Below are 25,320 nucleotides of genomic sequence, written 5' to 3' on the forward strand. Positions count from 1 at the left end.
GTGGAAATGGTGTTGCGCTACCAGGGGGTGAACAAGAGCGATGACGATCCCGATCCCTGGCAGACCACGATCCACCCGGGGACGGTGCGCCGTGTGCTCACCTACTTTCGCCCGCACCGCCGCATGGTGGCGCTCTTCGTCGTAGTCGCCACGATGGAGGCGCTTGCCGTCGCCACAACTCCCTTGCTGCTGAAGGAGCTTGTCGATAACGGCATCGTCAAGAACGATCGCGGGGTCGTGATCCTGACGGCATGCCTGGCCACCGGCCTTGCCCTGCTGGGCGCGGGGCTGTCGCTGGTGTCCGCCTACATCTCCGGACGGATCGGGCAGGTGGTCACCTACGACCTGCGGGTCCAGGCGCTCGACCACGTCCGGCGGCTGCCGCTCGCGTTCTTCACCCGCACCCAGACGGGGGTGCTCGTCGGCCGGCTGCACACCGAACTGATCATGGCGCAGCAGCAGTTCGGCGGCCTGCTGATGGCGGCCACCAGCGCGGTCATGGTCGTAGTGGTGCTGGCCGAGCTGTTCTACCTGTCGTGGCTTGTCGGCCTCATCACGCTGGCGCTGGTCCCGATATTCATCGTTCCCTGGATTCGCGTGGGGCAGGTGATACAGCGGCGCACCCGACGGCAGATGGACGAGAACGCCGGCCTCGGCGGACAACTGCAGGAGCGGTTCAACGTACAAGGGGCGATGCTCTCCAAGCTCTTCGGCCGTCCGGACGAGGAGATGGCGGAATTCGCGGATCGTGCCGACAGGATCCGCAAGATCGGCGTCAACCTTTCCGTCTGGGGCCGGATGGCCTTCGTGATGATGACGCTGATGGCCTCGCTCGCCACGGCGATGGTCTACGGGGTCGGTGGCGGGCTCGTGCTCGACGGGGCCTTCCAGCTCGGCACGCTGATCGCCATCGCCACCCTGCTCCAGCGACTGTTCGGGCCGATCACCCAGCTGTCCGGGATGCAGCAGATCGCGCAGACCGTCGTGGTGAGCTTTTCCCGGGTCTTCGAACTGCTCGACCTGAAGCCGTTGATCCAGGAACGCCCCGATGCGGTCGCGCTCGCGAAGAACGTGGCGCCGGACGTCGAGTTCGAGCATGTGTCGTTCCGCTATCCCACCGCGGACGAGGTCTCACTTGCATCCCTGGAGCATCTGCGGACCGATCGCGAGCGCGGGACAGCGACGCCGGATGTCCTGCGCGACGTGAGCTTTCACGTGCGGGCCGGAACCCTCACCGCGCTCGTCGGCCCGTCCGGCGCGGGCAAGAGCACCATCAGTCACTTGGTGTCCCGGCTGTACGACTCGAACTCAGGGACCGTTCGCGTCGGTGGACACGACCTGCGGGACCTCACCTTCGACTCGCTCCGCGAAACGGTAGGAGTGGTCAGCCAGGACACCTACCTCTTCCACGACACGATCCGGGAGAACCTTCTCTACGCTCGCCCGAGTGCCACCGAGGACGAGCTGATCGAGGCATGCAAAGGGGCCCAGATCTGGGATCTGATCGCATCCCTCCCCAATGGGCTCGACACCGTCTCGGGCGATCGCGGCTACCGCATGTCGGGCGGGGAAAAGCAACGACTGGCCATCGCCCGGCTGCTCCTGAAGGCACCCTCGGTCGTCGTCCTTGACGAAGCCACCGCGCACCTGGACTCCGAGTCGGAGGCCGCCGTCCAGCGGGCACTGAAGACCGCCCTGCGCAGCCGTACCTCGCTGGTGATCGCCCACCGGTTGTCCACGATCCGCGAGGCCAACCAGATTCTCGTGATCGACGACGGACAGGTCCGCGAGCACGGGACGCACGAAGAGTTGCTGGCCGAGGGTGGCCTCTATGCCGAGCTCTATCACACGCAGTTCGTCAAGCCGGGAGACAACGGCGCCGAGCCCGCCGGACTCGGGACCGGGCCCGGACCGGACGACACACTCCGGTCGGTGCATCAGGCGGTTCGTGAAGGAGAACGATGAATTCCACAGCGCAGGCCACACCTACGGTCCTTGAGCTGTTCGCCTCGCATGTCGACCGGACGCCCGATGCGGTGGCCGTCGTCGACGGCGACCGGGTTCTGACGTACCGGCAACTCGATGAGCACGCGGGCCGGCTTGCCGGGCGCCTGATCAGTCGGGGCATCCGCCGCGGCGACCGCGTCGCGGTCATGATGGACCGTTCGGCCGACCTGCTGGTGGCACTGCTCGCCGTATGGAAGGCGGGGGCGGTGTACGTACCTGTGGACGCCGCCTACCCGGCGAGGCGGGTGGCGTTCATGGTGGCGGACGCGAGGGTGTCCCTGATGGTGTGCTCGGTCGCGGCGCGCGACGGCGTACCGGACGGGATCGAGTCGATCGAGTGGGACGCCGCCACGGACGACGCCACGGACGACGGCGCGTACGACGCGGCGGCGGTCACGGTGCACCCGGGCGATCTGGCCTACGTGATGTACACCTCCGGCTCCACGGGCACCCCGAAGGGGGTGGCCGTCCCGCATCGCAGCCTGGTGGAGCTGGTGGAGAGTTCCGGCTGGGCGATGGAACCCGGCGACGCGGTCCTCATGCACGCGCCGTACGCGTTCGACGCTTCCATGTTCGAGATCTGGGTGCCGCTGGCGTGGGGCGCCCGGGTGATGATCGCCGGGCCGGGGCCGGTGGATGCCCGGCGCCTGCGGGAGTTGGTCGCGGCCGGGTTGACGAGGGTGTATCTGACCGCCGGGAACTTCCGCGCGGTGGCGGAGGAGTCGCCGGAGTCGTTCGCGGGGCTCCATGAGGTGCAGACCGGTGGCGACCTGGTGCCCGCGCACGCGGTGCAAAGGGTGCGGGATGCCTGTCCCGGAGCGCGGATCCGGCACCTGTACGGCCCGACCGAAGCGACGGTGTGGGCGACGTGGCATGTGCTCGAGCCTGGTGACGTGATGGAGCCGACGCTGCCGATCGGACGGTCGCTGCCGGGCCGCCGGGCCCAGGTGCTCGATGAGTCGCTGCGGCCCGTGGGGCCGGGTGTGGTCGGTGAGCTGTACCTCTCCGGTGCCGGTCTGGCGGACGGCTACCTGAACCGGCCGGGCCTGACGGCGGAGCGGTTCGTGGCGGATCCGTACGCACCCGACAGCGCCTTTGAGGGTGGCGGTGATCAGGTGACGGGTGGGCGGATGTACCGGACCGGGGACCTCGCCCAGTGGACCGCGGACGGTGAGTTGCTGTTCGCGGGCCGGGTCGATCACCAGGTGAAGATCCGCGGATACCGGATCGAGCCCGGCGAGATCGAGGCCGCGCTGACGGCTCAGCCGGGCGTCCACGACGCCGTGCTGGTGGCGATCGACGGGCGCCCGATCGGCTATGTGGTGGCGGACGGGGACACGGATCCCGATCTCATCCGCGAGCGCCTCGGGACGGAACTGCCGGAGCACATGATTCCGGCCGCGGTGATCGTGCTGGACGCGCTGCCACTGACCGGCAACGGCAAGGTGGACCGAGCGGCGTTGCCCGCGCCCGAGTTCGCGGCGAGTACTACCGGCCGTGAACCCGTGACCGAGGCGGAGCGCGTCCTGTGCGATCTCTTCGCCGAGATGCTCGGCCTGGAACGCGTCGGTGTCGACGACAGCTTGATCCAGTTGGGCGGAGATTCGATCGTCACGATGCGCATGGCGGCACGTGCGTTCAAAGCCGGCCTGCTGCTGACACCCGTCCAGATCCTTCAGGAGCAGACCCCCGCACGCCTCGCGGCCGTGGCGCGTGCCGTACCGGCTTCTCGCCCCACCGACCGGCCGCTGATCGCCCTGACCGCGCAGGACGAGGCGGAGCTTGCGATCGTCGACGCGGAGGCGGAGGAGGTCTGGCCCCTTGCACCGCTCCAGGAGGGGTTGCTCTTCCAGTCGACCCTCGATGACCATGGCCTTGGTGATCAGGGTCGCGACATCTACCAGGTGCACTGGCTCGTGGAGCTGGACGGAGAGCTGGATACGGCCCGGCTGCGGGCCACATGGGAAGCGGTTTTCGCTCGACACGCCCAGCTTCGACCGAGCTTCCATCGACTCCCGTCGGGCAAGACGGTGCAGGTCGTCCACCGGCACGTCACCTTGCCGTGGCAGGAGGTGGATCTGACGGGTGCGAGCGATGTCGATGCGGCCGTCGACGCCCTGGTCGAACGGGAACAGGAGAAGCGGTTAGATCTCACCGAGGCTCCGCTGGCCCGCCTTGTGCTGATGCGGATCGCCGAGGACCGGCACCGCCTGCTGGCCGTCATCCACCACACCCTGATCGACGGCTGGTCGGTGGCGGTCATCCTCAACGAGGCGGCCAAGGCGTACACGGCCGGTGGGCAGCTCCCGGAACGGGCGGGTTCGGCCTCCTACCGGGATTACCTGGCCTGGCTGGACCGGCAGGACAAGGATGCGGCACGTGCGGCTTGGCGGGCGGAGCTGTCCGGTCTGGACGAGCCGGCGCTCATCGCGACAGCGGCTCCCGCGGCGGACTACGGCCACCGCGTCGTCCACCTGCCGACGGATCTGCACACCCGGCTGACGCGGTTGGCCCGCGACCACGGTCTGACGTTGAACACGGTGGTGCAGGGCGCGTGGGCGATGGTGCTTGCGCGACTTCTGCGGCGGACCGATGTGGTCTTCGGCGCCACGGTCGCCTGCCGTCCCGCGGTGCTCCCGGGCGTGGAGTCGATGCCGGGCCTCATGATGAACACGGTGCCGGTCCGGGCCCCACTGGACGGCGGGCAATCGGTCATAGACATGCTCACCGAGTTGCAGCACCGGCAGACGGCCCTGATCCCGCATCAGCATCTGGGGCTGCCGGAGATCCAGAAGTCGGCCGGCTCCGGCGCGGCATTCGACACGTTGCTGGTGTTCGAGAACTATCCGCGCGAGTTCGCAGGCCAATTCACGTATCTCGGCACCGTCGAGGGGACCCACTATCCGCTGACCCTCGGCATCATCCCGGGAGATCGTTTCCGGATCCAGCTCAGCTACTGGCACGGGCAGATCCGACAGAGCGTTGCCGAGTCGGCTCTGCAGTGGTTCGTCGATGCGCTCGCCGCGCTGGTCGCTGATCCGTCCGGACTGGTGGGGCGGGTCGGTGTGGCCGAGGGCCAGGTGCATGACGCGCACCCGGCGTTGGCGGTGGGCGAACCATGGCCGGCCTTGGTCAGGCGGGTGGTGACGGAGCGGTCGCACGACGTGGCCGTTGTGGACGGTGAGGGTGAGCTGTCGTTCGGGGAGTTGTGGGACCGGGCGGTGGGCCTGGCCGCTGTGCTGCGGGCTCGCGGGGTCGGGCCGGAGCGCCGGGTGGCCGTGGTGGTGGAGCGGTCGTCGTGGTGGCTGGTCGGGATACTGGGCGTGTCCTTGGCGGGTGGTGCGTTCGTTCCGGTGGATCCGGCGTATCCGGCCGAACGCGTGAAGTGGATTCTGGACGATGCCGATCCGGTGTCGGTGGTGTGTGGGGGAACCACCCGGTCGGCGGTGCCGAAGGAGTTCGCGGATCGACTGGTAGTGGTCGGCGAGGCCGATCCGGCGGGGGGCTCGGACGCGGAGTTGCCGCAGGTGGGCCCGGGTGACGCGGCGTACGTGATGTATACGTCGGGCTCGACGGGCGCTCCGAAGGGGGTCGTCGTCTCCCACGCGGGGCTCGGCAATCTGGCGGCGGCGCAGATCGACCGGTTCGGTGTGTCGCGCTCGTCACGGGTCCTGCAGTTCGCGGCCCTCGGCTTCGACGCCATGGTGTCGGAGGTGTTGATGGCCTTGCTGTCGGGGGCGACGCTGGTCATGGCACCGGCGCGGGATCTGCCGCCGCAGGTGTCGTTGACCGAGGCGCTGGAACGGTGGCAGGCCACGCATGTGACGGTTCCGCCGTCGGTCCTCGGCACGGCCGACGCCTTGCCGGACGAGCTGCAGACGGTGGTAGTGGCGGGCGAGGCATGCCCGCCGAGCCTGGTGGACCGCTGGTCCAAGGGGCGGCGCTTGATCGACGCCTATGGGCCGGCCGAGGCCACGGTATGCGCGGCGATGAGTACGCCGCTGGCGGCGGGCCGGGATGTGGTCCCGATCGGGACGCCGATCGCGGGAGGCCGTTGTTATGTGCTGGACGCGTTCCTGCTTCCGTTGCCGCCAGGGGTCACTGGTGAGCTGTACGTGGCCGGAATCGGGTTGGCCCGCGGCTATCTGGGGCGCGCGGGGCTGACGGCGGAGCGGTTCGTGGCTGATCCGTCCGCCCCTGGCGAGCGGATGTACCGGACAGGGGATCTGGCGTACTGGACGAGCCAGGGTGAGTTGGTGTTCGCCGGACGGGCCGATGACCAGGTCAAGGTCCGTGGGTTCCGGATCGAACCCGGCGAGATCGAGTCGGCTCTGTCCGACCACCCAGGGGTCTCCCAAGCCGCGGTGACCGTCCGCGCGGACCGACTCCTTGCCTATGTTTCCCCGAGCGACATCGATCCGCGCGCGGTGCGCGAGGGGCTTGCCTCCCGGTTGCCTCAGCACATGGTGCCCGCGGCGGTGATAGCCCTTGACGCGCTGCCGGTGTCGGCGAACGGGAAGATCGATCGGGGCGCGCTGCCCGATCCCGATTTCGCCGCCGCGGGGGCGGGACGGGAGCCGGTCACGGAGGCCGAGCGGGTGTTGTGCGACCTCTTCGCCGAGGTGCTCGGTGTCGACCGGGTCGGTGCGGAGAGCAGCTTCTTCGAGCTGGGTGGGGATTCGATCCTCTCGATGCAGCTGGCGTCGCGGGCACGCCATGCCGGTTTGAGGTTCACCTCGCGGGATGTCTTCGAGTGCAGGACGCCGGAGCGGCTCGCGCGCCTTGCGGCCCGATCGCCGCTGCCGCACAGTGATCGTTCCCTCGCGGCCGATGGTGTGGGTGGTGTCGAGTGGACGCCGGTCATGCGGATGCTGGGGGATGGGGTGGTAGGGGCGGGGTTCGCCCAGTGGGCGGTGGTGGGTGCGCCGCCGGATGTGACGCAGGACGTGCTGGCGGCGGGGCTGGCGGCGCTGATGGACGCACATGACATGTTGCGTGTGCGGGTGGAGCCGGGGCGGTTGGTGGTGGGTGAGCCCGGGTCGGTGGATCCGTCCGGGTTGATTACGCGCGTGGCGGCTGCTGGACGTCCGCTGGATGAGGTCGTTGAGGACGCCGCGCGGGAGGCGGTGGAGCGGCTTGATCCCGCGGCGGGTGTGGTGGTGCAGGCGGTATGGGTGGACGCGGGGCCTGATCGGCTGGGGCGGTTGGTGGTGGTGGTGCATCACCTGGCGGTCGACGGGGTGTCGTGGCGGGTCCTGCTGCCGGATCTGCAGACCGTCTGCGAGGCGGTGGCCGCCGGGCGGGAGCCGGTGGTGGAACCCGTAGGGGTGTCGTTCAGGCGGTGGGCAGGTCTGTTGGAGCAGTGGGCGGTCTCCGCGGAGCGGGTCGGCGAGTTGGCGGCGTGGAAGGCGATCGTCTCGCAGGAGGATCAGCCGGTCGGTGCGCGCGCGCTGACCACAGGCCAGGATGCGAGCGGTGCTGTGCGCTCGCGGTCGTGGGCCCTGCCGAAGGCGGAGACGTCGGTCCTCGTGGGGCGGGCTCCGGGGGTGTTCCACTGCGGGGCGCACGAAGTCCTGCTGGCTGGCCTGGCCGGCGCGGTGGCACGGTGGCACGGCGAGGACGCGCTGTTGGTGGATGTGGAAAGCCATGGCCGTCATCCCGTCGACGGCATGGATCTGTCCAGGACAGTGGGCTGGTTCACCAGCGTGCATCCGGTGCGTCTTGATGTGGCGGGGATCGACCTGACGGAGGTGCTTTCCGGTGGATCGGCGGCCGGGCGCCTGCTGAAGGTGGTCAAGGAGCAGTCGCGGGCGGTGCCCGGCGATGGGCTCGGCTACGGATTGCTGCGCTATCTCAACGATGAGACCGGGCCGGTCCTGGCGGCACTGCCGTCGCCCCGGATCGGGTTCAACTACCTGGGCCGGTTCGCTGTCGGTGACCAGAGCGGTGACCAGAACGGTGTGCGGGCCTGGCAGTTGGCCGGTGACATCGGCAGTTCGATGGATACGAGCACGGACCTGCCGCACGCGGTGGACGCCAACGCGATCGTCCAGGACCTGCCGGACGGTCCGGAGCTGACCCTCACGCTGGAATGGCCGGACGGTCTGCTCGACGAGGCCGAGATCGAACGCCTCGGCCAGGAATGGCTGGACATGTTGTCCGGGTTGGCCCGACAGGCGGATGATCCTGCCGCAGGCGGACACACCGCATCCGACTTCGGCCTCGTCGACCTGGAGCAGGACGAGATCGAGGCCCTTGAGGCCGAACACTCGGGTGCCGGTGGGCTGGCCGAGGTGTTGCCGCTCTCCCCGTTGCAGCACGGCCTTGCCTTCCACGCCGGCTACGTAGGCGACGGCGTCGATGTCTACACCGCACAGGCGGTGTTGGACCTGACCGGTCCGCTGGATGTGCAGCTGCTGCGGACGTCGGTGCGCGGGCTCCTTGATCGGCATGCCAACCTCCGTGCCGGATTCCGGCACAGCGCCGCCGGGGCCCCCTACCAGGTGATCGCCGGCATCGTGGAGGTGCCCTTGACCCAGGTGGACGTAACGGAATCGGCAGATCCGCAGGCCGAAGCGGTGGCGGTGGCCGCGGCCGAACGGGCCAGGCCGTTCGAGCTTGCCCGGCCCCCGCTGCTGCGGTTCATGGTGATCGCGGTGGGGCCGGACCAGTACCGCCTTGTGCTGACCTCCCATCACATCCTGCTCGACGGCTGGTCGATACACCTGCTCCTTGACGAACTGTTCAAGCTGTACGGCAACGGAGCAGATCCGCTCGCGCTGGCGCCGGTGACGCCGTACCGGCAGTACCTGGCCTGGCTGAGCAGAACCGATCGAGACGCCGCGATCGCCGCATGGCGCAACGCTTTGGCCGGCTTGCCGGAGCCGACCCTGGTCGCGGCGGACCGGCCGGTGCAGGTCCAGATGTCCGAACAGACATGGGCCGCACTGGACGAGGCGTTCTTCGAGGCTCTGGCGGCGCGGGCCCGCGAGTTCGGCGTCACGGTCAGCACGCTGCTGCAGGCGGTGTGGGGCGTGGTGCTGGCGGCGATGACCGGTCGCGACGATGTGGTGTTCGGGTCGGTGGTGTCAGGGCGCTCGGCCGAGCTTCCCGGCATCGAGACCATGGTCGGACTCTTCATCAACACCGTCCCGGTCCGGGTCCGGCTGCGGCCGCAGCACACCTTCACCGAGCTGGTGCGGCGATTGCAGAGCGAGCAGACAGCGGTCCTTGCCCATCACCACCTCGGGCTCACCGACATTCAGCAGGCCGCAGGTCTTGGGCAGCTGTTCGACACCCTCTTCGTCTACGAGAACTACCCCAAGCCTGCCGCGATCGATGACGGAGCCGCCGATGCGGAACCGGATCGGCTGCGGGTGCGGGGTGTGACCGATGCCGATGCCACCCACTACCCCCTGGCACTGACGGCCATCCCGGACAACGGCCTGCAGCTGCGCCTCGAGCGCCAGCCTGCGCTGGTCACGGCCACGCAGGCCGATGCCGTCCTTGACCGGTTCATGCAGGTGCTCAAAGCCCTGGTCGCCGCTCCGCAGCTGCCGCTGTCCGTGGTGCCGGTCCTGACCGATTCCGAACGGCAACAGCTGCGGGCGTTCAACGACACCGCGGCCGAGGTACCTGCACAGACGCTGCCGGAGTTGTTCGCCGCGCAGGCCGCCGCCACCCCCGAGGCGACGGCGGCGATCTTCGAGAACCAGTCGCTGACCTACGCCCAGCTCGATGTCCGCGCCAACCAGTTCGCCCACTGGCTCATCGACCACGGCGTCGGACCTGAGGACCGGGTCGCGATCATGTTGCCTCGCTGCCTGGAACTGGTGGTCGCCGTGCTGGGCGTCACCAAAGCCGGCGCCGCCTGGCTGCCCATCGATGCGAACTACCCCCAGGCGCGTATCGACTACATCCTCGCCGACGCACAACCCGCGGTCGTGGTGGACGAGTCGGTGGTGCGTGCCGTCAGCGGATACCCCACCGATCCGGTGCGGTTGCGGGCCGTGCCCGAAAACTCGGCCTACCTCATCTACACCTCCGGCTCCACCGGAGAACCCAAAGGCGTTGTGGTCACCCACACCGGTCTGGCCAGCCTGGCCGACAGCTTGGCCGAGCGCCTTGATCTGACCCCACGGAGCCGGGTCCTGGCGTTGGCATCGCCGAGCTTCGATGTCTCGGTGCTGGAACTGCTCATGGCCATCGGCGGCGGTGCGGCACTGGTGGTTCCGCCCGAGGGTGTGGTGGCCGGTGGCGAGCTGGCCGAGGTGTTGGCCGACCGGGAGATCACCCATGCGTTGATCCCGCCCCCCGTGCTGGCCACCGTTCCCGAATCACCCGAGACGGTACTGCCGTGCCTGGTCCTGGGGGTGGCGGCGTGTTCTCCTGAACTCGTGCACCGGTGGTCGCGCGGGCGCCGGATGATCAACACCTATGGACCGACCGAGGCCACCATCGCCATGACCATCGGTCGGGACATTCCGGACGGTGATGAGATTCCGCCGGTCGGGTATCCGACCGCGAATGCGCGGGCGTTCGTGTTGGATGCGTGGATGCGTGAGGTACCACCGGGTGCGGTGGGCGAGTTGTACATAGCCGGTGTGGGTGTGGCGCGGGGGTATCTGGGCCGAACGGGGTTGACCGCGACCCGATTCGTGGCCGATCCGTTCGGTTCGGGTGAGCGGATGTACCGGACCGGGGATCTGGTCTGGTGGAACCCGCAAGGGGAGTTGGTCTTTGTCGGTCGTGTCGATGACCAGGTGAAGGTGCGGGGGTTCCGCATCGAGCCTGGTGAAGTCGAGGCGGCACTGGTGGCACAGGAGTCGGTGGGGCAGGCGGTGGCGGTGGTCCGCGCCAGCCATGCCGGCGAACGGCTGGTGGGGTATGTGACCGCCGCCGGGGAGAGGGCGGTGGATGCCGTCGCGGTGCGCGAGGGTGTGGCGGCCCGGTTGCCGGAATACATGGTGCCGGCGGCGGTGGTGGTGCTCGACGCGCTGCCCTTGACCGCGAACGGGAAGGTCGACCGCAAGGCGTTGCCGGAGCCCGACTTCAGCGGACGCGTATCGGACAGGGAGCCGGTCACAGAGGTCGAACGGATGCTGTGTGATCTGTTCGCCGAAGTGCTCGATCTGCCGCGGGTCGGTGCGGACGACAGCTTCTTCGAGCTGGGCGGGGATTCGCTTCTCTCGATGCAACTGGCGGCGCGGGCCCGCCGTGACGGCATGGTCTTCGGCCCGCGGGAGGTGTTCGAGCACCGGACGCCTGCGGGCATCGCGACGATCGTGGAGCTGGGCGCGGATGATCCCGCTGCGGGCGCGGACATCTCATCCAGCGTCGACCTCCTCGACCTGGACCAGGAGGAGATCGACGCATTCGAGGCCGAGTTCGACCACCAGTAGGACCATGTCCTCTGTGGTGAGGCGGGGGTGTGGGGCGGTTGTACGAGGCCGTCCCGCACCGGCTCGACCACCGGACGAGACACGACCCCCACCGCGGCCGCTGCTTCAAGCCTGAAGCGAGTCCGAGTTTCGCATGCTGGTCAATCGAAGGAATGGATGGGGCCGTGATGCACTCCGCGCTGGTGATCGGGACAGGACTGATGGGTACGTCGGTGGCGTTGGCGCTGCGGGCGCGTGGCGTGACCGTGTACCTCAGGGACGTCGACTCGGCGGCCGCCCGGACGGCCGCGTCGCTGGGCGCCGGTACGGTGCACTCGCCCACACAAACCGTCGACCTGGCGATCGTCGCGGTGCCGCCGCCGCTGGTCGGCAAGGTGCTGGCGGACGCACAGGGCGAGCACCTGGCGCGGCACTACACGGACGTGGCGAGCGTGAAGGCGGAAACGCAGCACGACGCCATCGCCCTCAACTGCGACACCTCGGCCTACGTCGGTGGGCATCCCATGGCGGGTGCGTCGCGCAGCGGTCCGCTGAAGGCCCGGGGCGACCTCTTCGAGGGCCGCACCTGGGCGCTGACGCCGACGGCCGACACCGATACCGAAACGCTCAACGCGGCACTGGAGCTGGTGACGCTGTGCGGCGCTGTCCCTGTGCTGATGGAGGCGGCGGCACACGACCGTGCGGTGGCACTGGTGTCCCATGCGCCCCATGTGGTGGCGAGCCTGGTCGCGATGCGCCTGGACAGCGCCGAGGAACGTGAGGTGAGCCTGGCGGGCCCGGGGCTGCGGGACCTGACCCGGATCGCGGAAGCCGACCCCCAGCTCTGGCTGGACATCCTGGGCGGCAACGCCGTGGTCGTGGCGGACCTCCTGGACGAACTGGGCGCCGATCTGAGCGAGATGGTCGCCGGCCTGCGCGCCATGGCGGCGACGGACGAAGCCAAGCGCAGCAGTGGCATGGAGATGGTCGGAACCATGCTGCGCAGGGGGGTGTCGGGCTGCGGCCGCATCTCCGGCAAGCACGGGACGCAGCCTGAGCAGTTCGAATCGGTGACCGTGATGATCGGGGACCAGCAGGGCGAACTGGCCCGGCTGCTGACGGATGCGGGCCGCGCGGACGTCAACATCGAGGACATCCGCATCGAGCATGCCACCGGCCGGCAGGCCGGCCTGGTCCATCTCAGCGTCGCTCCCGGCATGACGGCACCGCTGCGGGAAGCCCTGCGGACCGGCGGCTGGCACGAGCGCTGAGCGCCGGCCGCGGCCCGTAGCGGCGGTACCAGCCGTAGTACGCCTGCCGGCTGATCCCGAAGTACCGGCAGAACACGTGTGACTGGACATGTTGTCCGGGCTCGCCCGTCAGGCGGATGATTCTTCCTGCGGCACGTTCCGCATTCGACGTCGACCTCCTCGACCCGGATCAGGGCGAGTTTGAGGAATTCACAGCTGAGTTCGATGACTCACGTCAAGCCCATAGCTGATTGCTGATTAAGGGAGATATTGATGGCCCAGTCGCGGATCGAGGACATCTGGCCGCTGTCGCCACTGCAGGCTGGGTTGCTCTTCCACGCGGTTTATGACGGCGAAGGGCCCGACGTCTACATGGGCCATTGGATCCTGGACCTGGACGGGCCGCTGGACGCGGCCAGGCTGCGCGCGGCATGGGAGGCGCTGCTGACCCGGCACGCTCCGCTGCGGGCCTGCTTTCGGCAGCGTAAATCGGGTGAGACGGTGCAGATCGTCGTCAAGGAGGTGGAACTGCCGTGGCGGGAGGTCGACCTTTCCCACCTCGATGACCCCGACGAGGCCGTGCGGGAGCTGGCCGAGGAGGATCGCACGAAGCGATTCGACCTCGCGCAGGCGCCGTTGCTGCGGCTGACCCTGATCCGCCTCGACGACCGCAGGCATCGACTGGTGATGACCTGCCATCACACGATCATGGATGGCTGGTCGTTGCCGGTCGTGGTCAACGAGCTGTCGAAGCTGTACCCGGCCGGCGGCGACCCGCGTGCCCTGCCCGCGGTGACGTCGTATCGGAACTACCTCGCGTGGCTGAGCAGGCAGGACAAGGAGCGGGCGCTGTCGGCATGGGTGGCGCACCTGCGCGGCGCCGAGGAGCCGACGCTGGTGGCGCCCGCCGATCCGGGGCGAGCACCCGGCGTGCCGGACAGCGTCGAGGTCGAGCTGCCGAAGACCCTCACCCGCTCGCTGGACGAGCTGGCTCGTGGCCATGGGCTGACGCTGAACACCGTGGTGCAAGGCGCGTGGGCGATGGTCCTTGCGCGCCTTGCGGGCCGGACGGACGTGGTGTTCGGGGCGGCGGTATCGGCGCGCCCGCCGGATCTGCCCGGCGTGGAGGAGATGGCGGGGCTGTTCCTCAACACCGTTCCGGTACGCGTGCGGCTTTGCGGCTCGACGCCGGTCATGGAACTCCTTGCAGAATTGCAGAAACGGCAGTCGGCGCTCATACCCGACCAGTTCGTGGGGCTGGTGGACATACAGCAGGCGGCAGGACCCGGCGCGGTCTTCGACACCATGATTGTCTTCGAGAAGTTCCCCAATAAGCCCGCCGAATCGGACTCCGCAGGGAACTTCGGCATTCGCATACATCAGGGCCGGGCAGCCGCCCATTATCCACTGACGCTGGTGTGCGTCCCCGGCGAAAAGATGCTCCTCAAACTCGACTATCTGACGGAGCTCTTCGACCAGGCCACAGCCTTCTCCATCGCTGAGCGATTGAAGGAGGTGCTGCGTCAGCTGACGGGTGCGGGCGACCTGACGGTGGCCGAGGTCGAGGTAACGAGCGCGGCCGAGCGCGATGTGGTGGTCAAGGAATGGGGCGCGACAGCCGCCACGATGCCGAGCCGACCGGCCCCGGATCTGTTCGACCGCCAGGTGGAGCGCCGCCGCGACAAGGTAGCGGTCGTCGATGGCGATCGGGCGATGTCGTTCGGGGAACTGGCTGACCGCGCGGAGCGGCTCGCCGGCTATCTGCGCAGCAGGGGAGTGCGGCGCGGGGATCGGGTGGCCGTGGTGATGGACCGGTCGCCCGAACTGATCGCGACATTGCTCGCGGTGTGGAAGGCAGGAGCGGCGTACGTCCCCGTGGATCCCGCCTATCCGGCGGAACGCCTGAAGTTCATGCTCGCGGATGCGGAGCCGACGGCAGTGGTGTGCGCAGCGGCGTACCGAGATGTCGTGCTGGATGAAGGGCTCGATCCGATCGTCCTGGACGATTCCCGGACGCGGCAGGCGGTGGCGGAGTGCACCCCTGTGTCTGTTGGCGTACACGCTGACGACCTCGCCTACGTGATGTACACGTCGGGGTCGACGGGAACACCCAAGGGCGTCGCGGTGTCGCACGGCAACGTCGCGGCGCTGGTCGGGGAGCCGGGATGGGCCATCGGCCCCGATGACGCCGTGTTGATGCACGCCTCGCACGCCTTCGACATATCCCTGTTCGAGCTGTGGGTGCCGCTGCTTTCGGGCGCCAGGGTGGTGCTGGCCGGACCGGGCGCGGTGGACGGCGAGGCTCTGGCCGGACATGTGGCCGACGGGGTCACGGTCGCCCATCTGACCGCGGGAACCTTCCGGGTGGTGGCCGAGGAGTCACCGGAGTCGCTCGCCGGTCTGCGCGAGGTGCTGACCGGTGGGGACGCGGTGCCGCCCGCGGCGGTGGAGCGGGTGCGGCGCGGCAGCCCTGGCGTGCGGGTGCGGCATCTCTACGGCCCGACGGAGACCACGCTGTGTGCGACGTGGTGGGTGCTCGAACCCGGCGACGCGACAGGATCGGTGCTGCCGATCGGACGACCGCTTGCGGGACGGCGGACCTACGTCCTCGACGCGTTCCTGCGACCGGTGCCTCCGGGCGTGGTGGGCGAGCTGTACCTCGCCGGAGCCGGTGTGGCGCAGGGCTATCTCGGTCGTGCGGCCTTGACGGCACAGCGGTTCGTCGCTGACCCGTTCACTCCCGGCGACGCGGCGGCGCACAGCGCCGTTGCGGGGGGCGGTGGCTGGGCGACGGGCGCGTGCATGTACCGGACCGGGGACCTGGCGTACTGGACGGACCAGGGTGCGCTGGCGTTCGCCGGACGGGCCGATGACCAGGTCAAGATCCGCGGGTATCGAGTGGAGCCCGGCGAGATCGAGGTGGCCCTCGCCGGCCTGCCCGGTGTCGGCCAGGCCGTCGTGTCCGTACGGGACGAGCAGCACCTGATCGGTTATGCGGTCGCCGAAGCGGGGCACGACGTCGACCCGGTGCGGCTGCGCGAGCAGCTCGCACAGAAGCTGCCCGAATTCATGCTTCCGGCCGCGGTGTTGGTGCTGGACCAGCTGCCGTTGACGGTCAACGGAAAGGTGGACCGGCAGGCCCTGCCCGCACCGGACTTCGCCGCGAAGGCGGACAGCCGGGAGCCGGACACGCAGGCCGAGCGCATCCTGTGCGCAGTGTTCGCCGAAGTCCTCGGTCTGGAACGGGTCGGGGTCGAGGGCAGCTTCTTCGAGCTGGGCGGGGACTCGATCTCCTCGATGCAGGTGGCCGCCCGTGCACGACGCGAAGGGATCTTCCTCACCCCGCGGCAGATATTCGAGCACCGGACCCCCGAGCGCCTTGCGGCACTGGCACAAGAGGCCCTGACGACACGCATACGGGACCGCTCCGAGGCGGTCACAGGCGTGGGAGAGATCCCCTGGGCGCCGGTGATGCGCGCCCTCGGAGACGCCGCGGTGCGCCCTACCTTCGTACAGGCGAAAGTCGTCGTCACCCCGGCGGACCTGAGCCCGGATGCCCTGGTGAGTGCCCTGCAGGCGGTGCTGGACGTGCACGATCTGCTGCGGGCACGGGTGCGGCCCGACGGACGGCTTTTCGTGGCCGAGCGCGGCGCGGTGGACGCGGCCGGCCTGGTCACGCGGGTGCCGACGCAGGCCGCGGACCTCGATGAGCTCGCCGAGCACGAAGCCAGGACGGCGGCCGGCACGCTGGACCCGTCGGCGGGAATCATGGTGCGGGCCGTGTGGGTCGACGCCGGAAGCGACCGGCCGGGCCGGTTGGCTCTGGTAGTGCACCATCTGTCGGTCGACGCGGTCTCCTGGGGAATCCTGCTGCCGGATCTGCGATCGGCGTACGACGCGGTGATCTCCGGCGGGCTCCCCGCCCTCGAGCCTGTGACGACGTCGTATCGGCACTGGGCGCGGCGGCTGACCGAGCAGGCGTTCAGCGAGAGCACGATCGCCGAACTCGACCACTGGGTCGCCGCACTGGAGGGTGCGGATTCGTCCCTCGAAGGGCACACCGAAGGTCACGTCGAAGGTCACGGCGAAGGTCACCTCGAAAGGCAGACCGGACAGTCGCACTCGTGGTCATGCACGCTGTCCGGAACCACGGCGCGCAGTCTGGTGGCCCGGCTGCCGGGGGTTTTCCACTGCGGGATCCACGAAGTCCTGCTGGCGGGCCTCGGGGGTGCCCTTGCGCGCCGACGCGGCTTTGGCACCGGGATCCTGGTGGACGTGGAAAGCCATGGTCGCCATGGAGCCGATGGTGAGGATCTGTTGCGCACCGTGGGCTGGTTCACCAGCGTCCACCCGGTACGCCTCGATATCCCCGATGTCGACCTGTCCGCCGTGGCAGCGGGGAACGCCGCGGCCGGGCAGTTGCTGAAGGCCGTGAAGGAACAGGCCCGCGCCGTCCCCGGCGACGGCCTCGGCTACGGCCTTTTGCGCTACCTCAACCCCGATACCGGGGCCAGGCTGGCCGAGTTGCCGTCTCCGCGGATCGGATTCAATTACCTCGGCCGGTCCGGCCTCGCCACCGAGGACACCGTGTGGCAGGGGAGCGAAGAGTCGCTCGGCGGCGGTCCGGGGATGCTCGCGCCCCACCCGGTGGAGGTCGCCGCGGACGTCCAGGACACGCCCGCCGGACCCCGGCTGAGGCTGGCCGTCGACGGCCACGATCTCGACCCCGCCACGGTGGAGCGGCTCGGCGAGGCATGGCTGGAGATGCTGACCGGCTTCGCGGCCCTTGCCGAGGACCCGGCCGCCGGCGGGCACACCCCGTCCGACTTCGGCCTCGTAGAGCTGACGCAGCGGGACGTGGCGGAGCTGGAGGCCGCGGCGCCGGGGCTGACGGACGTCTGGCCCCTGTCACCGCTGCAGGAAGGCATGCTCTTCGAGCGGGCCATCGACGAGGACGGCATCGACGTCTACCAGAGTCAGCGGATCCTGGACCTCGACGGACCGGTGGACGCGCACCGGCTGCGTGCGGCGTGGCAACGGCTTCTCGCCCGGCACGCGTCGCTCCAGACGAGCTTCCACCAGCTCGGATCCGGCGAAACGGTGCAGGTCGTCGAGGGCGAGGTCGAAGTCCCCTGGCGTGCGGCCGATCTGTCGCACCTCGATGAGGCGGCCGCGGCGGCGGAGGTCGACCGCCTGCTCGCGCGGGATCAGGCGGAGCGGTTCGATGTGACCCAACCGCCGCTGCTCCGGCTGCTGCTGATCCGTCTCGGTCACAGCACGCACCGGCTCGTCGTGACGTCGCATCACGTGGTCCTGGACGGCTGGTCCACACCGATCGTCCTGGGTGAGATGTCGACGGGTTACGCGGGTGGACAGGGCTCGCCGACGCCACCGTCTTACCGGGACTACTTGGCGTGGCTCAGCCGTCAGGACGAGGAGGCGACGCGAGCGGCGTGGCAGTCCGAGCTCGCCGGGTCGGACGAACCGACCCTGATGGACGCCGACGCGGACAAGACGCTGGTCATGCCGGACGGGCATGCCGAATGGCTGCCCGAGGAGACGACGCGGGCGCTCACCGACTTCGCACGCGGCCACGGACTGACGTTGAGCACGATCGTGCAGGGCGCATGGGCGTTGGTCCTTGCGCGCCTCGCGGGCCGGACGGACGTGGTGTTCGGGACCGTGGTGTCGGGGCGTCCCGCGGAGGTCCCGGATGTCGAGCGGATGGTGGGGATGTTCATCAACACCGTCCCGGTGCGGGTGCGGCTCGACGGCAGCCGGCCGGTGCTGGACATGCTCCAGGACGTGCAGAGACGCCAAGCGGCGTTGACGGAGCACCAGTACCTGGGGCTTTCGAAAATCCAGCGCCTTGCGGGGACGGGCGCGCTCTTCGACACCATCGTGATGGTCGTGAACTACCCGGACGACGCCGCCGGTCCCGGTGGCGACGGTGGTTTCGCGATCAGCTCGCTCCGCACCCGGACCGGTACCAGCTACCCGCTGACCATGAGCGCCTCTCCCGGGAACCGCTTGCGGATCGACGTGGCCTACCGGCCTGATCGGATCGAGCGGGAAACAGCCACCGAGGTTGCCAGGCAGGTCCTGCGGGTCATCGAACGGATGGTGGCGGAGCCCTCGCTCGCAGTGGGCCGCCTGGCCGTGGCGGACGCATCGACGCGCGCGTCGGTGCGGGAGCACGGGAGCTCGACCGGCGAAGCGGCCGGCGGGCGGTCGGTCCTTGAGCTGTTCCGGCGGCAGGCCCAGAGGTCCCCGGACGCGGTGGCGGTCATGGACGGGGGACGCACCCTGTCGTACGCCGACCTCGACCGGACATCGGATGGGCTGGCAGGGCACCTCGCCTCGATGGGCGTGCGGCGTGGCGACCGTGTCGGCGTGGTGATGGAACGCGGCGCGGACCTGTTCGTCGCCCTGCTCGCGGTCTGGAAGGCGGGGGCCGCGCAGGTGCCGGTGAATGTGGACTACCCCGCGCAACGGATCGACCGGATGCTGGCCGATGCCGGCGCAACGGTGGCCCTGTGCGTGGGAGCGAACCGCGACGCGGTGCCGGACGGGGTCGAGCCGGTGGTCATGGACGCACCGGCGCTCGGGGACGTGCCGCACGAGGCACCGGCCCTCACGGTCGGGGCGCACGACGTGGCCTACGTGATGTACACGTCGGGATCGACGGGGGTCCCCAAGGGCGTCGCGGTACCGCACGCCAGCGTGGCGGCGCTGGTGAGCGACGCCGGCTGGTCGCAGGGCCCGGACGACTGCGTGCTGCTGCACGCGTCGCACGCGTTCGACGCGTCCTTGGTCGAGATCTGGGTGCCCCTGGTCAACGGGGCCCGCGTGCTTGTCGCGGAACCGGGCGCGGTCGACGCGCAGCGGCTGCGCGAGGCGATCGAACGCGGCGTCACCACCGCCCATCTGACGGCCGGGAGCTTCCGGGTGGTGGCCGAGGAGTCGCCGGAGTCCTTCCGCGGGCTGCGCGAGATCCTGACCGGCGGTGACGCGGTACCCCTCGCGTCCGTCGCGCGGGTGCGCCGGGTGTGCCCGGAGGTTCGGGTCCGGCAGCTCTACGGCCCCACCGAGACCACCCTCTGCGCGACGTGGCACCTCCTTCAGCCGCAGGACGAGACGGGCGACACCTTGCCGATCGGCCGCCCGCTGGCCGGACGGCGGGCTTACGTGCTCGATGCGTTCCTCCAGCCGGTGGCACCCAACGTGACCGGCGAGCTCTACCTCGCCGGCGCCGGCCTCGCGCACGGCTATCCGGGCGCGAGCGGGCCGACCTCGCAGCGGTTCGTCGCCGATCCGTTCGCCTCCGTGGGTGGTCATCGGGCGACGGGCGGGCGGATGTACCGCACCGGCGACCTGGCGCGCTGGACGGATCAGGGTGAGCTGCTGTTCGTCGCAAGGGCCGATGACCAGGTGAAGATCCGCGGCTACCGCGTGGAGCCCGGGGAGATCGAGGCGGCCCTGGCCGAGGCTCCGCAGGTCGCGCAGGCGATCGTGGTGGTGCGGGAGGACCAGCCCGGCGAGAAGCGGCTGATCGCGTACGTGACCGCACAAGGGGATCCGGGGCCGCATCCGGAAGGGGATCCGGTCCTGGACTCCGACGCGGTCCGCGAGCACCTCGCCGCGCGGCTGCCGGAGTTCATGGTGCCCGCAGCGGTGGTGGTCCTCGACAGCTTCCCGCTGACGCTCAACGGAAAGATCGACCGTGCGGCCCTGCCTGCTGCGGAGTTCACCGCGAAGGCGGCCGGCCGCGAGCCGCGTACCGAGACCGAGCGCGTGTTGTGCGACCTGTTCGCCGAGATACTCGGCCTGGAACGGGTCGGCGCCGACGACGGCTTCTTCGAGCTGGGCGGCGACTCGATCCTGTCGATGCGCCTGGCCGCCCGCGCACGGCGCGAGGATCTCGTCTTCGGGGCGAAGCAGGTTTTCGAGTGCAAGACGCCCGCGGGGATCGCGGCGGTCGCCGAGCGTGGCGGACCGGCGCGGGCCGACGTCGCCGACGGCGTCGGCGAGGTCCCGTGGACGCCGGTGGTGCGGGCCCTGCTCGAGGGCGATCCCCGCGCGCTGACCCGACGCGCACTGGCGCAGTGGGTGACCGTGGGCGCGCCCGACGACCTGTCCGTGGACGTGCTGGCGGCCGGCCTCGCCGCGGTGATCGACACCCATGACATGCTGCGCGGCCGGATCGTCGAGACCGACGGGGAGCAGCCCCGCCTTGTCGTGGCCGACCGGGCAGCGGTAGCCGCGGCGACGCTGGTCGAGCGGGTCGAGGCCGGTGCCGGTGACGTGGACGAGATCGCGGAGCGCTGCGCCGAGGAGACCGCCGCCCGCCTGGATCCCGCCGCCGGCGTGATGGTCAGGGCGGTGTGGGTGGACGCCGGACCCGGCCGCCTCGGACGGCTCGTGGTGGTGGCGCACCATGTCCTGGCCGACGTCGTGTCGTGGCGCGTCCTGCTGCCGGACCTGCAGGTGGCCTGTGCGGCCGTGGCCGCGGGCCGGGAACCGGCGCTCGATCCGGTCGACGTCTCGTACCGGCGCTGGGCGCGCACCCTGGCCGATCAGGCGGCGATCCGGACCGCGGAACTGGAGACGTGGACGGCGATCCTCGACGGAGCGCCGTCGCGGCCGGGCGAGTTCGACCCCACGCGCGACACCATGTCGACCGCGGGACGCAGGTCTTGGAGGCTGCCGCGGGACACGGCCGGCGTACTCGTGGCGCAGGCAACCTCGGCCTTCCACTGTGGTGTTCACGAGGTGCTGCTGGCCACCCTGGCGGGCGCGGTGGCCCGCTGGCGCGGCGACACGGCCGTCGTGGTGGACGTCGAGGGGCACGGCCGCCAGCCCATCGGTGACCTGGACCTGTCCCGGACGGTCGGCTGGTTCACCGACATCCATCCGCTCCGCCTCGATGTGGCCGGGATCAACACGGCCGAAGCCATCTCGGGCGGCGAGGCGGCAGGCCGACTGCTGAAGAGCGTCAAGGAGAACGTGCGGGCCGTGCCCGACGGCGGGCTCGGCTACGGGATGCTGCGGTACCTCAACGCCGAGACCGGGCCGGTGCTGGCGGCGCTGCCGAAGCCGGAGATCGGGTTCAACTACCTCGGCCGCTTCTCGCCCGGGCCCGACGGCGGCGCGCAGCCCTGGCAGATGGTGGGGACCATCGGCGGTACGACGGACCAGGACACGGCACTGCGGCACACCCTGGAGATCGACGCGGTCGTGCTGGACTCCGCCGAAGGACCCGAGCTCGAACTGACCGTGACCTGGGCCGGGCGCCTACTCGGCGAAGCCGAGGCGGAGTCGCTCGGGCAGGGCTGGCTGGCCATGCTGACCGGCCTCGCCGCCCACGTCGACGCCGACGGCGCCGGCGGGCACACGCCGTCCGACTTCCCGCTCACCGCCCTGACGCAGCAGGATGTGGCGGAGGTCGAGGCCGCCGTACCGGGCCTGCTCGACATCTGGCCGCTGTCTCCGCTCCAGGAGGGCCTGCTGTTCCACGCCGCCGACGAGCGCGGCCCGGACGTCTACGCGAGCATGCGTACCCTCGTCATCGAGGGACCGCTGGACGTCGCCCGCTTCCGCAGGTCGTGGCAGGTACTTCTGGACCGGCACCCCGCCCTGCGGACGAGTTTTCATCAGCTCGAATCCAGCGCGACGGTGCAGGCGGTCGCCGCCGAGGTGACGCCGCCCTGGCAGGAGACCGATCTGTCCCAGCTGCCCGAGGACGAGGCACTGGCGGAAGTCGACCGTCTCGCGGCACAGCTGCATGCCGAACGGTTCGACCTGACCCGGGCGCCACAGCTGCGTCTGCACCTGCTGCGCCTCGGGGAGCGCCGGCACCGGCTCGTCTTCACGTCGCATCACATCGCGGCGGACGGATGGTCCCTGCCGCTCATCACCGGTGAGGTCCTTGCGGCATACCACGCGGGCGGTGAAGGGCGGGCGTTGCCGACCCCGACGTCGTACCGCGACTATCTGGCCTGGACCGTTCACCAGGACAAGACAGCTGCCCGACAGGCGTGGCAGGCCGAACTCGCCGGGCTCGACGAGGCGACCCACGTCGTGCCACCGGAAACGATCATCGCGCCCGTCGAGCCCGACCGGGTCGGGTTCGAACTCGACGACGATCTGAGCCGGCGTCTGAGGGAGTTCACCCGCCATCACGGTGTGACGGCGAACACGCTCTTCCAAGGGGTCTGGGCCCTGCTGCTCGCCCGGCTGACCGGTCGCGAGGACGTGGTCTTCGGCGCCGCGGTGGCCGGTCGGCCGCCCGAGATCCCCGGTGTCGAGTCCGCGGTCGGCCTGTTCATGAACATGCTGCCCGTGCGGGCCCGCCTGGCAGGCGCTGAACCATTCCTCGACATGCTGGCGGACCTCCAGCAACGACAGGTCGCGCTGATACCGCATCAGCACATCGGGCTGACCGAGCTCCATCAGCTTGCCGGGCCCGGCGCGGCCTTCGACACCATCGTGGTGTTCGAGAACTACCCGCCCCCGCCGCCCGTGTCCGAAGAACCCGACGCGATCGTCATGCGTCCCGCGGGAATCCCGAACGACACCGGGCACTATCCCCTGTCCATGCGCGCATCCGTAGCCGGTCCCGTCCACGGCGAAGTCATCTTCCGCCCGGACGCGTTCGAGCGGACCGAGGTCGAGGAGCTGCTCGCTTCGCTCCTCAAGGCTCTCGAGCAGGTCGTGGCCGATCCGCGAACGCCGGTGGGCCGGGTCGGCCTGATCGGACCCGAGCAACGCCGCCTGGTGGTGGACGAGTGGAACAGGACCGACGAGCCGCTCGCCCCGGAGACACTGCCGGTGCTCTTCCACCGGCAGGTCGAGCGGACACCGGACGCGCCCGCGGTGCAGGACGCGGCGCGGAGCCTGTCCTACAGCGACTTGCTCGGCGAGGTTCACGCGCTGGCGCGACTGCTCGTGGGCCTGGGCGTGCGGCGTGAGGCCCGGGTGGGCGTACTGGTCGAGCGCTCGGCCGAGCTGGCGGTGACCCTGATGGGGGTGTCGTTCGCCGGAGGGGCGTTCGTACCGGTCGATCCGGACTATCCCCGTGAGCGCATCGAGTTCATCCTGGCGAACTCGGCGCCACAGGTGCTGGTGTGCACGAAGGCGACACGAGCGGTCGTGCCCGCGGAGTTCGCGGGCACGGTGCTGGTGCTTGAGGAGCTGCCCGCCGCCGATCCGGCTGTTCAGCTGCCGCGCGTGGCACCCGAGGACGCGGCGTACGTGATCTACACGTCGGGGTCGACAGGGGTGCCCAAGGGCGTCCTGGTCGCCCACTCCGGACTCGTCAACCTGGGGTACGCGCACATCGAGCGGATGGCAGTGACGTCGTCCTCGCGGGTCCTGCAGTTGTCCGCGATCGGATTCGACGCCATCGTCTCCGAGCTCTACATGACGCTGCTGGCCGGTGCGACCTTGGTCCTGCCCGACGCGGAGAGCATGCCGCCCCGGGTGACCCTGGGCGACGCGATCCGCAGGGCGGACATCACCCACCTGACCGTGTCGCCGAGTGTGCTGGCGAGCGAGGACGACCTGCCGGACACCCTGCAGACCGTGTTGACGGGCGGCGAGGCACTGCCGGCCGCGCTGGTGGACCGCTGGTCGCCGGGCCGTCGGGTGATCCAGGCATACGGGCCGACCGAGACGACCATCTGCTCGACGATGAGCGCCCCGCTGGCCCCAGGACACGATGCGGTCCCGCTCGGCGGCCCGATTCACAACGTACGGCACTACGTGCTCGACGCCTTCCTCCAGCCGGTAGCGCCGGGGGTGGTCGGCGAGCTCTACATCACGGGCGTCGGACTGGCCCGTGGATACCTCGGACGCCCCGGCCTGACGGCGGAGCGGTTCGTCGCGAGTCCGTTCGCACCCGGTGAGCGGATGTACCGCTCCGGCGACCGGTTCCGCTGGAGCCGGGAGGGCCAGCTGTTCTTCGCGGGCCGGGTCGACGCGCAGGTCAAGGTGCGCGGATACCGGGTCGAGCCCGCTGAGATCGAGGCCGTGCTCGCGGAGCATCCAGGGGTCGGCCAGGTGGCGGTCGCGGTCCGCAGGGACGGCCCCGGCGACAAGCAGCTGGTGGCGTACGTCGTGCCGTCGGCCGACGCCGCCCGCGAGAACGGCACGCCGACCGCCGCCGGGAACGGCACGCTGTCCTCCGCGCTGCGCGAGCTGGCAGCCGAACGCCTGCCGGAGTACATGATGCCCGCGGCCTTCGTGTCGCTGGAGCACATGCCCCTCACCCCGAACGGCAAGCTCGATCACCGAGCGCTGCAGACCCCCGATTTCGTGGGCATGTCCTCGAAGCGAAGCCCGCGCACGCCCATGGAGGCGAGGCTGTGCGAACTGTTCGCGGAGGTACTCGGCCTGGACCGGGTGGGCGTTGACGACAGCTTCTTCGAACTCGGCGGCGATTCGATCATCTCGATGCAGCTGTCGGCTCGAGCCCGCCGGGGCGGTCTTGAACTGACCCCGTGGCAGGTGTTCGAAGAAAGGACACCGGAACGGCTGGCGTTGCTGGTCACGGAACTCGCCGCCGACGGCGGCGATGCCACCGCGGCGCCTCCATCCCCGGCGGGCACGCTCGTCGATCTCTCGTCCGACCAGATGGACCAACTCGAGGCCGGACTGGCCGATGAACAAGCGCTGTAAGGAGC

4 protein-coding genes are annotated in these 25,320 nt (G+C 70.0%); all 4 read left to right on the forward strand.

Features of this window, described 5'->3' with window-relative positions; all coding sequences use genetic code 11:
* Positions 1-6: 6 nt before the first annotated feature.
* The 4 genes from M8I34_RS25780 to M8I34_RS25800 all read left to right on the forward strand — a co-directional run bounded on the left by M8I34_RS25780 (position 7) and on the right by M8I34_RS25800 (position 25,315).
* Entirely contained in the window at positions 7-1,965 is a 1,959-nt protein-coding gene (locus M8I34_RS25780) for an ABC transporter ATP-binding protein (RefSeq protein WP_250053022.1), read from the forward strand.
* On the forward strand, positions 1,962-11,408 hold the full coding sequence (locus tag M8I34_RS41430) for a non-ribosomal peptide synthetase (RefSeq protein WP_284050802.1): 9,447 nt from the start codon (positions 1,962-1,964) through the stop codon (positions 11,406-11,408). Before M8I34_RS25780 ends, M8I34_RS41430 begins: the two co-directional genes overlap by 4 nt.
* A gap of 164 nt (positions 11,409-11,572) precedes the next feature.
* On the forward strand, positions 11,573-12,658 hold the full coding sequence (locus tag M8I34_RS25795; protein WP_308372718.1) for a prephenate dehydrogenase: 1,086 nt from the start codon (positions 11,573-11,575) through the stop codon (positions 12,656-12,658).
* A gap of 252 nt (positions 12,659-12,910) precedes the next feature.
* Positions 12,911-25,315, forward strand: coding sequence for a non-ribosomal peptide synthetase (locus M8I34_RS25800; RefSeq protein ID WP_250052942.1), 12,405 nt, complete (start codon positions 12,911-12,913; stop codon positions 25,313-25,315).
* Positions 25,316-25,320 lie beyond the last annotated feature (5 nt).

The organism is Streptomyces sp. MCA2 (genome assembly GCF_023544705.1).
In the GTDB taxonomy this organism is placed as follows: domain Bacteria; phylum Actinomycetota; class Actinomycetes; order Streptomycetales; family Streptomycetaceae; genus Streptomyces; species Streptomyces decoyicus.

Excerpts from the sequence above, each read along its gene's own strand:
- M8I34_RS25780 (WP_250053022.1), top strand. The coding sequence starts at position 7 with ATGGTGTTGCGCTACCAGGGGGTGAACAAGAGCGATGACGATCCCGAT.
- M8I34_RS41430 (WP_284050802.1), top strand. The coding sequence starts at position 1,962 with ATGAATTCCACAGCGCAGGCCACACCTACGGTCCTTGAGCTGTTCGCC.
- M8I34_RS25800 (WP_250052942.1), top strand. The coding sequence starts at position 12,911 with ATGGCCCAGTCGCGGATCGAGGACATCTGGCCGCTGTCGCCACTGCAG.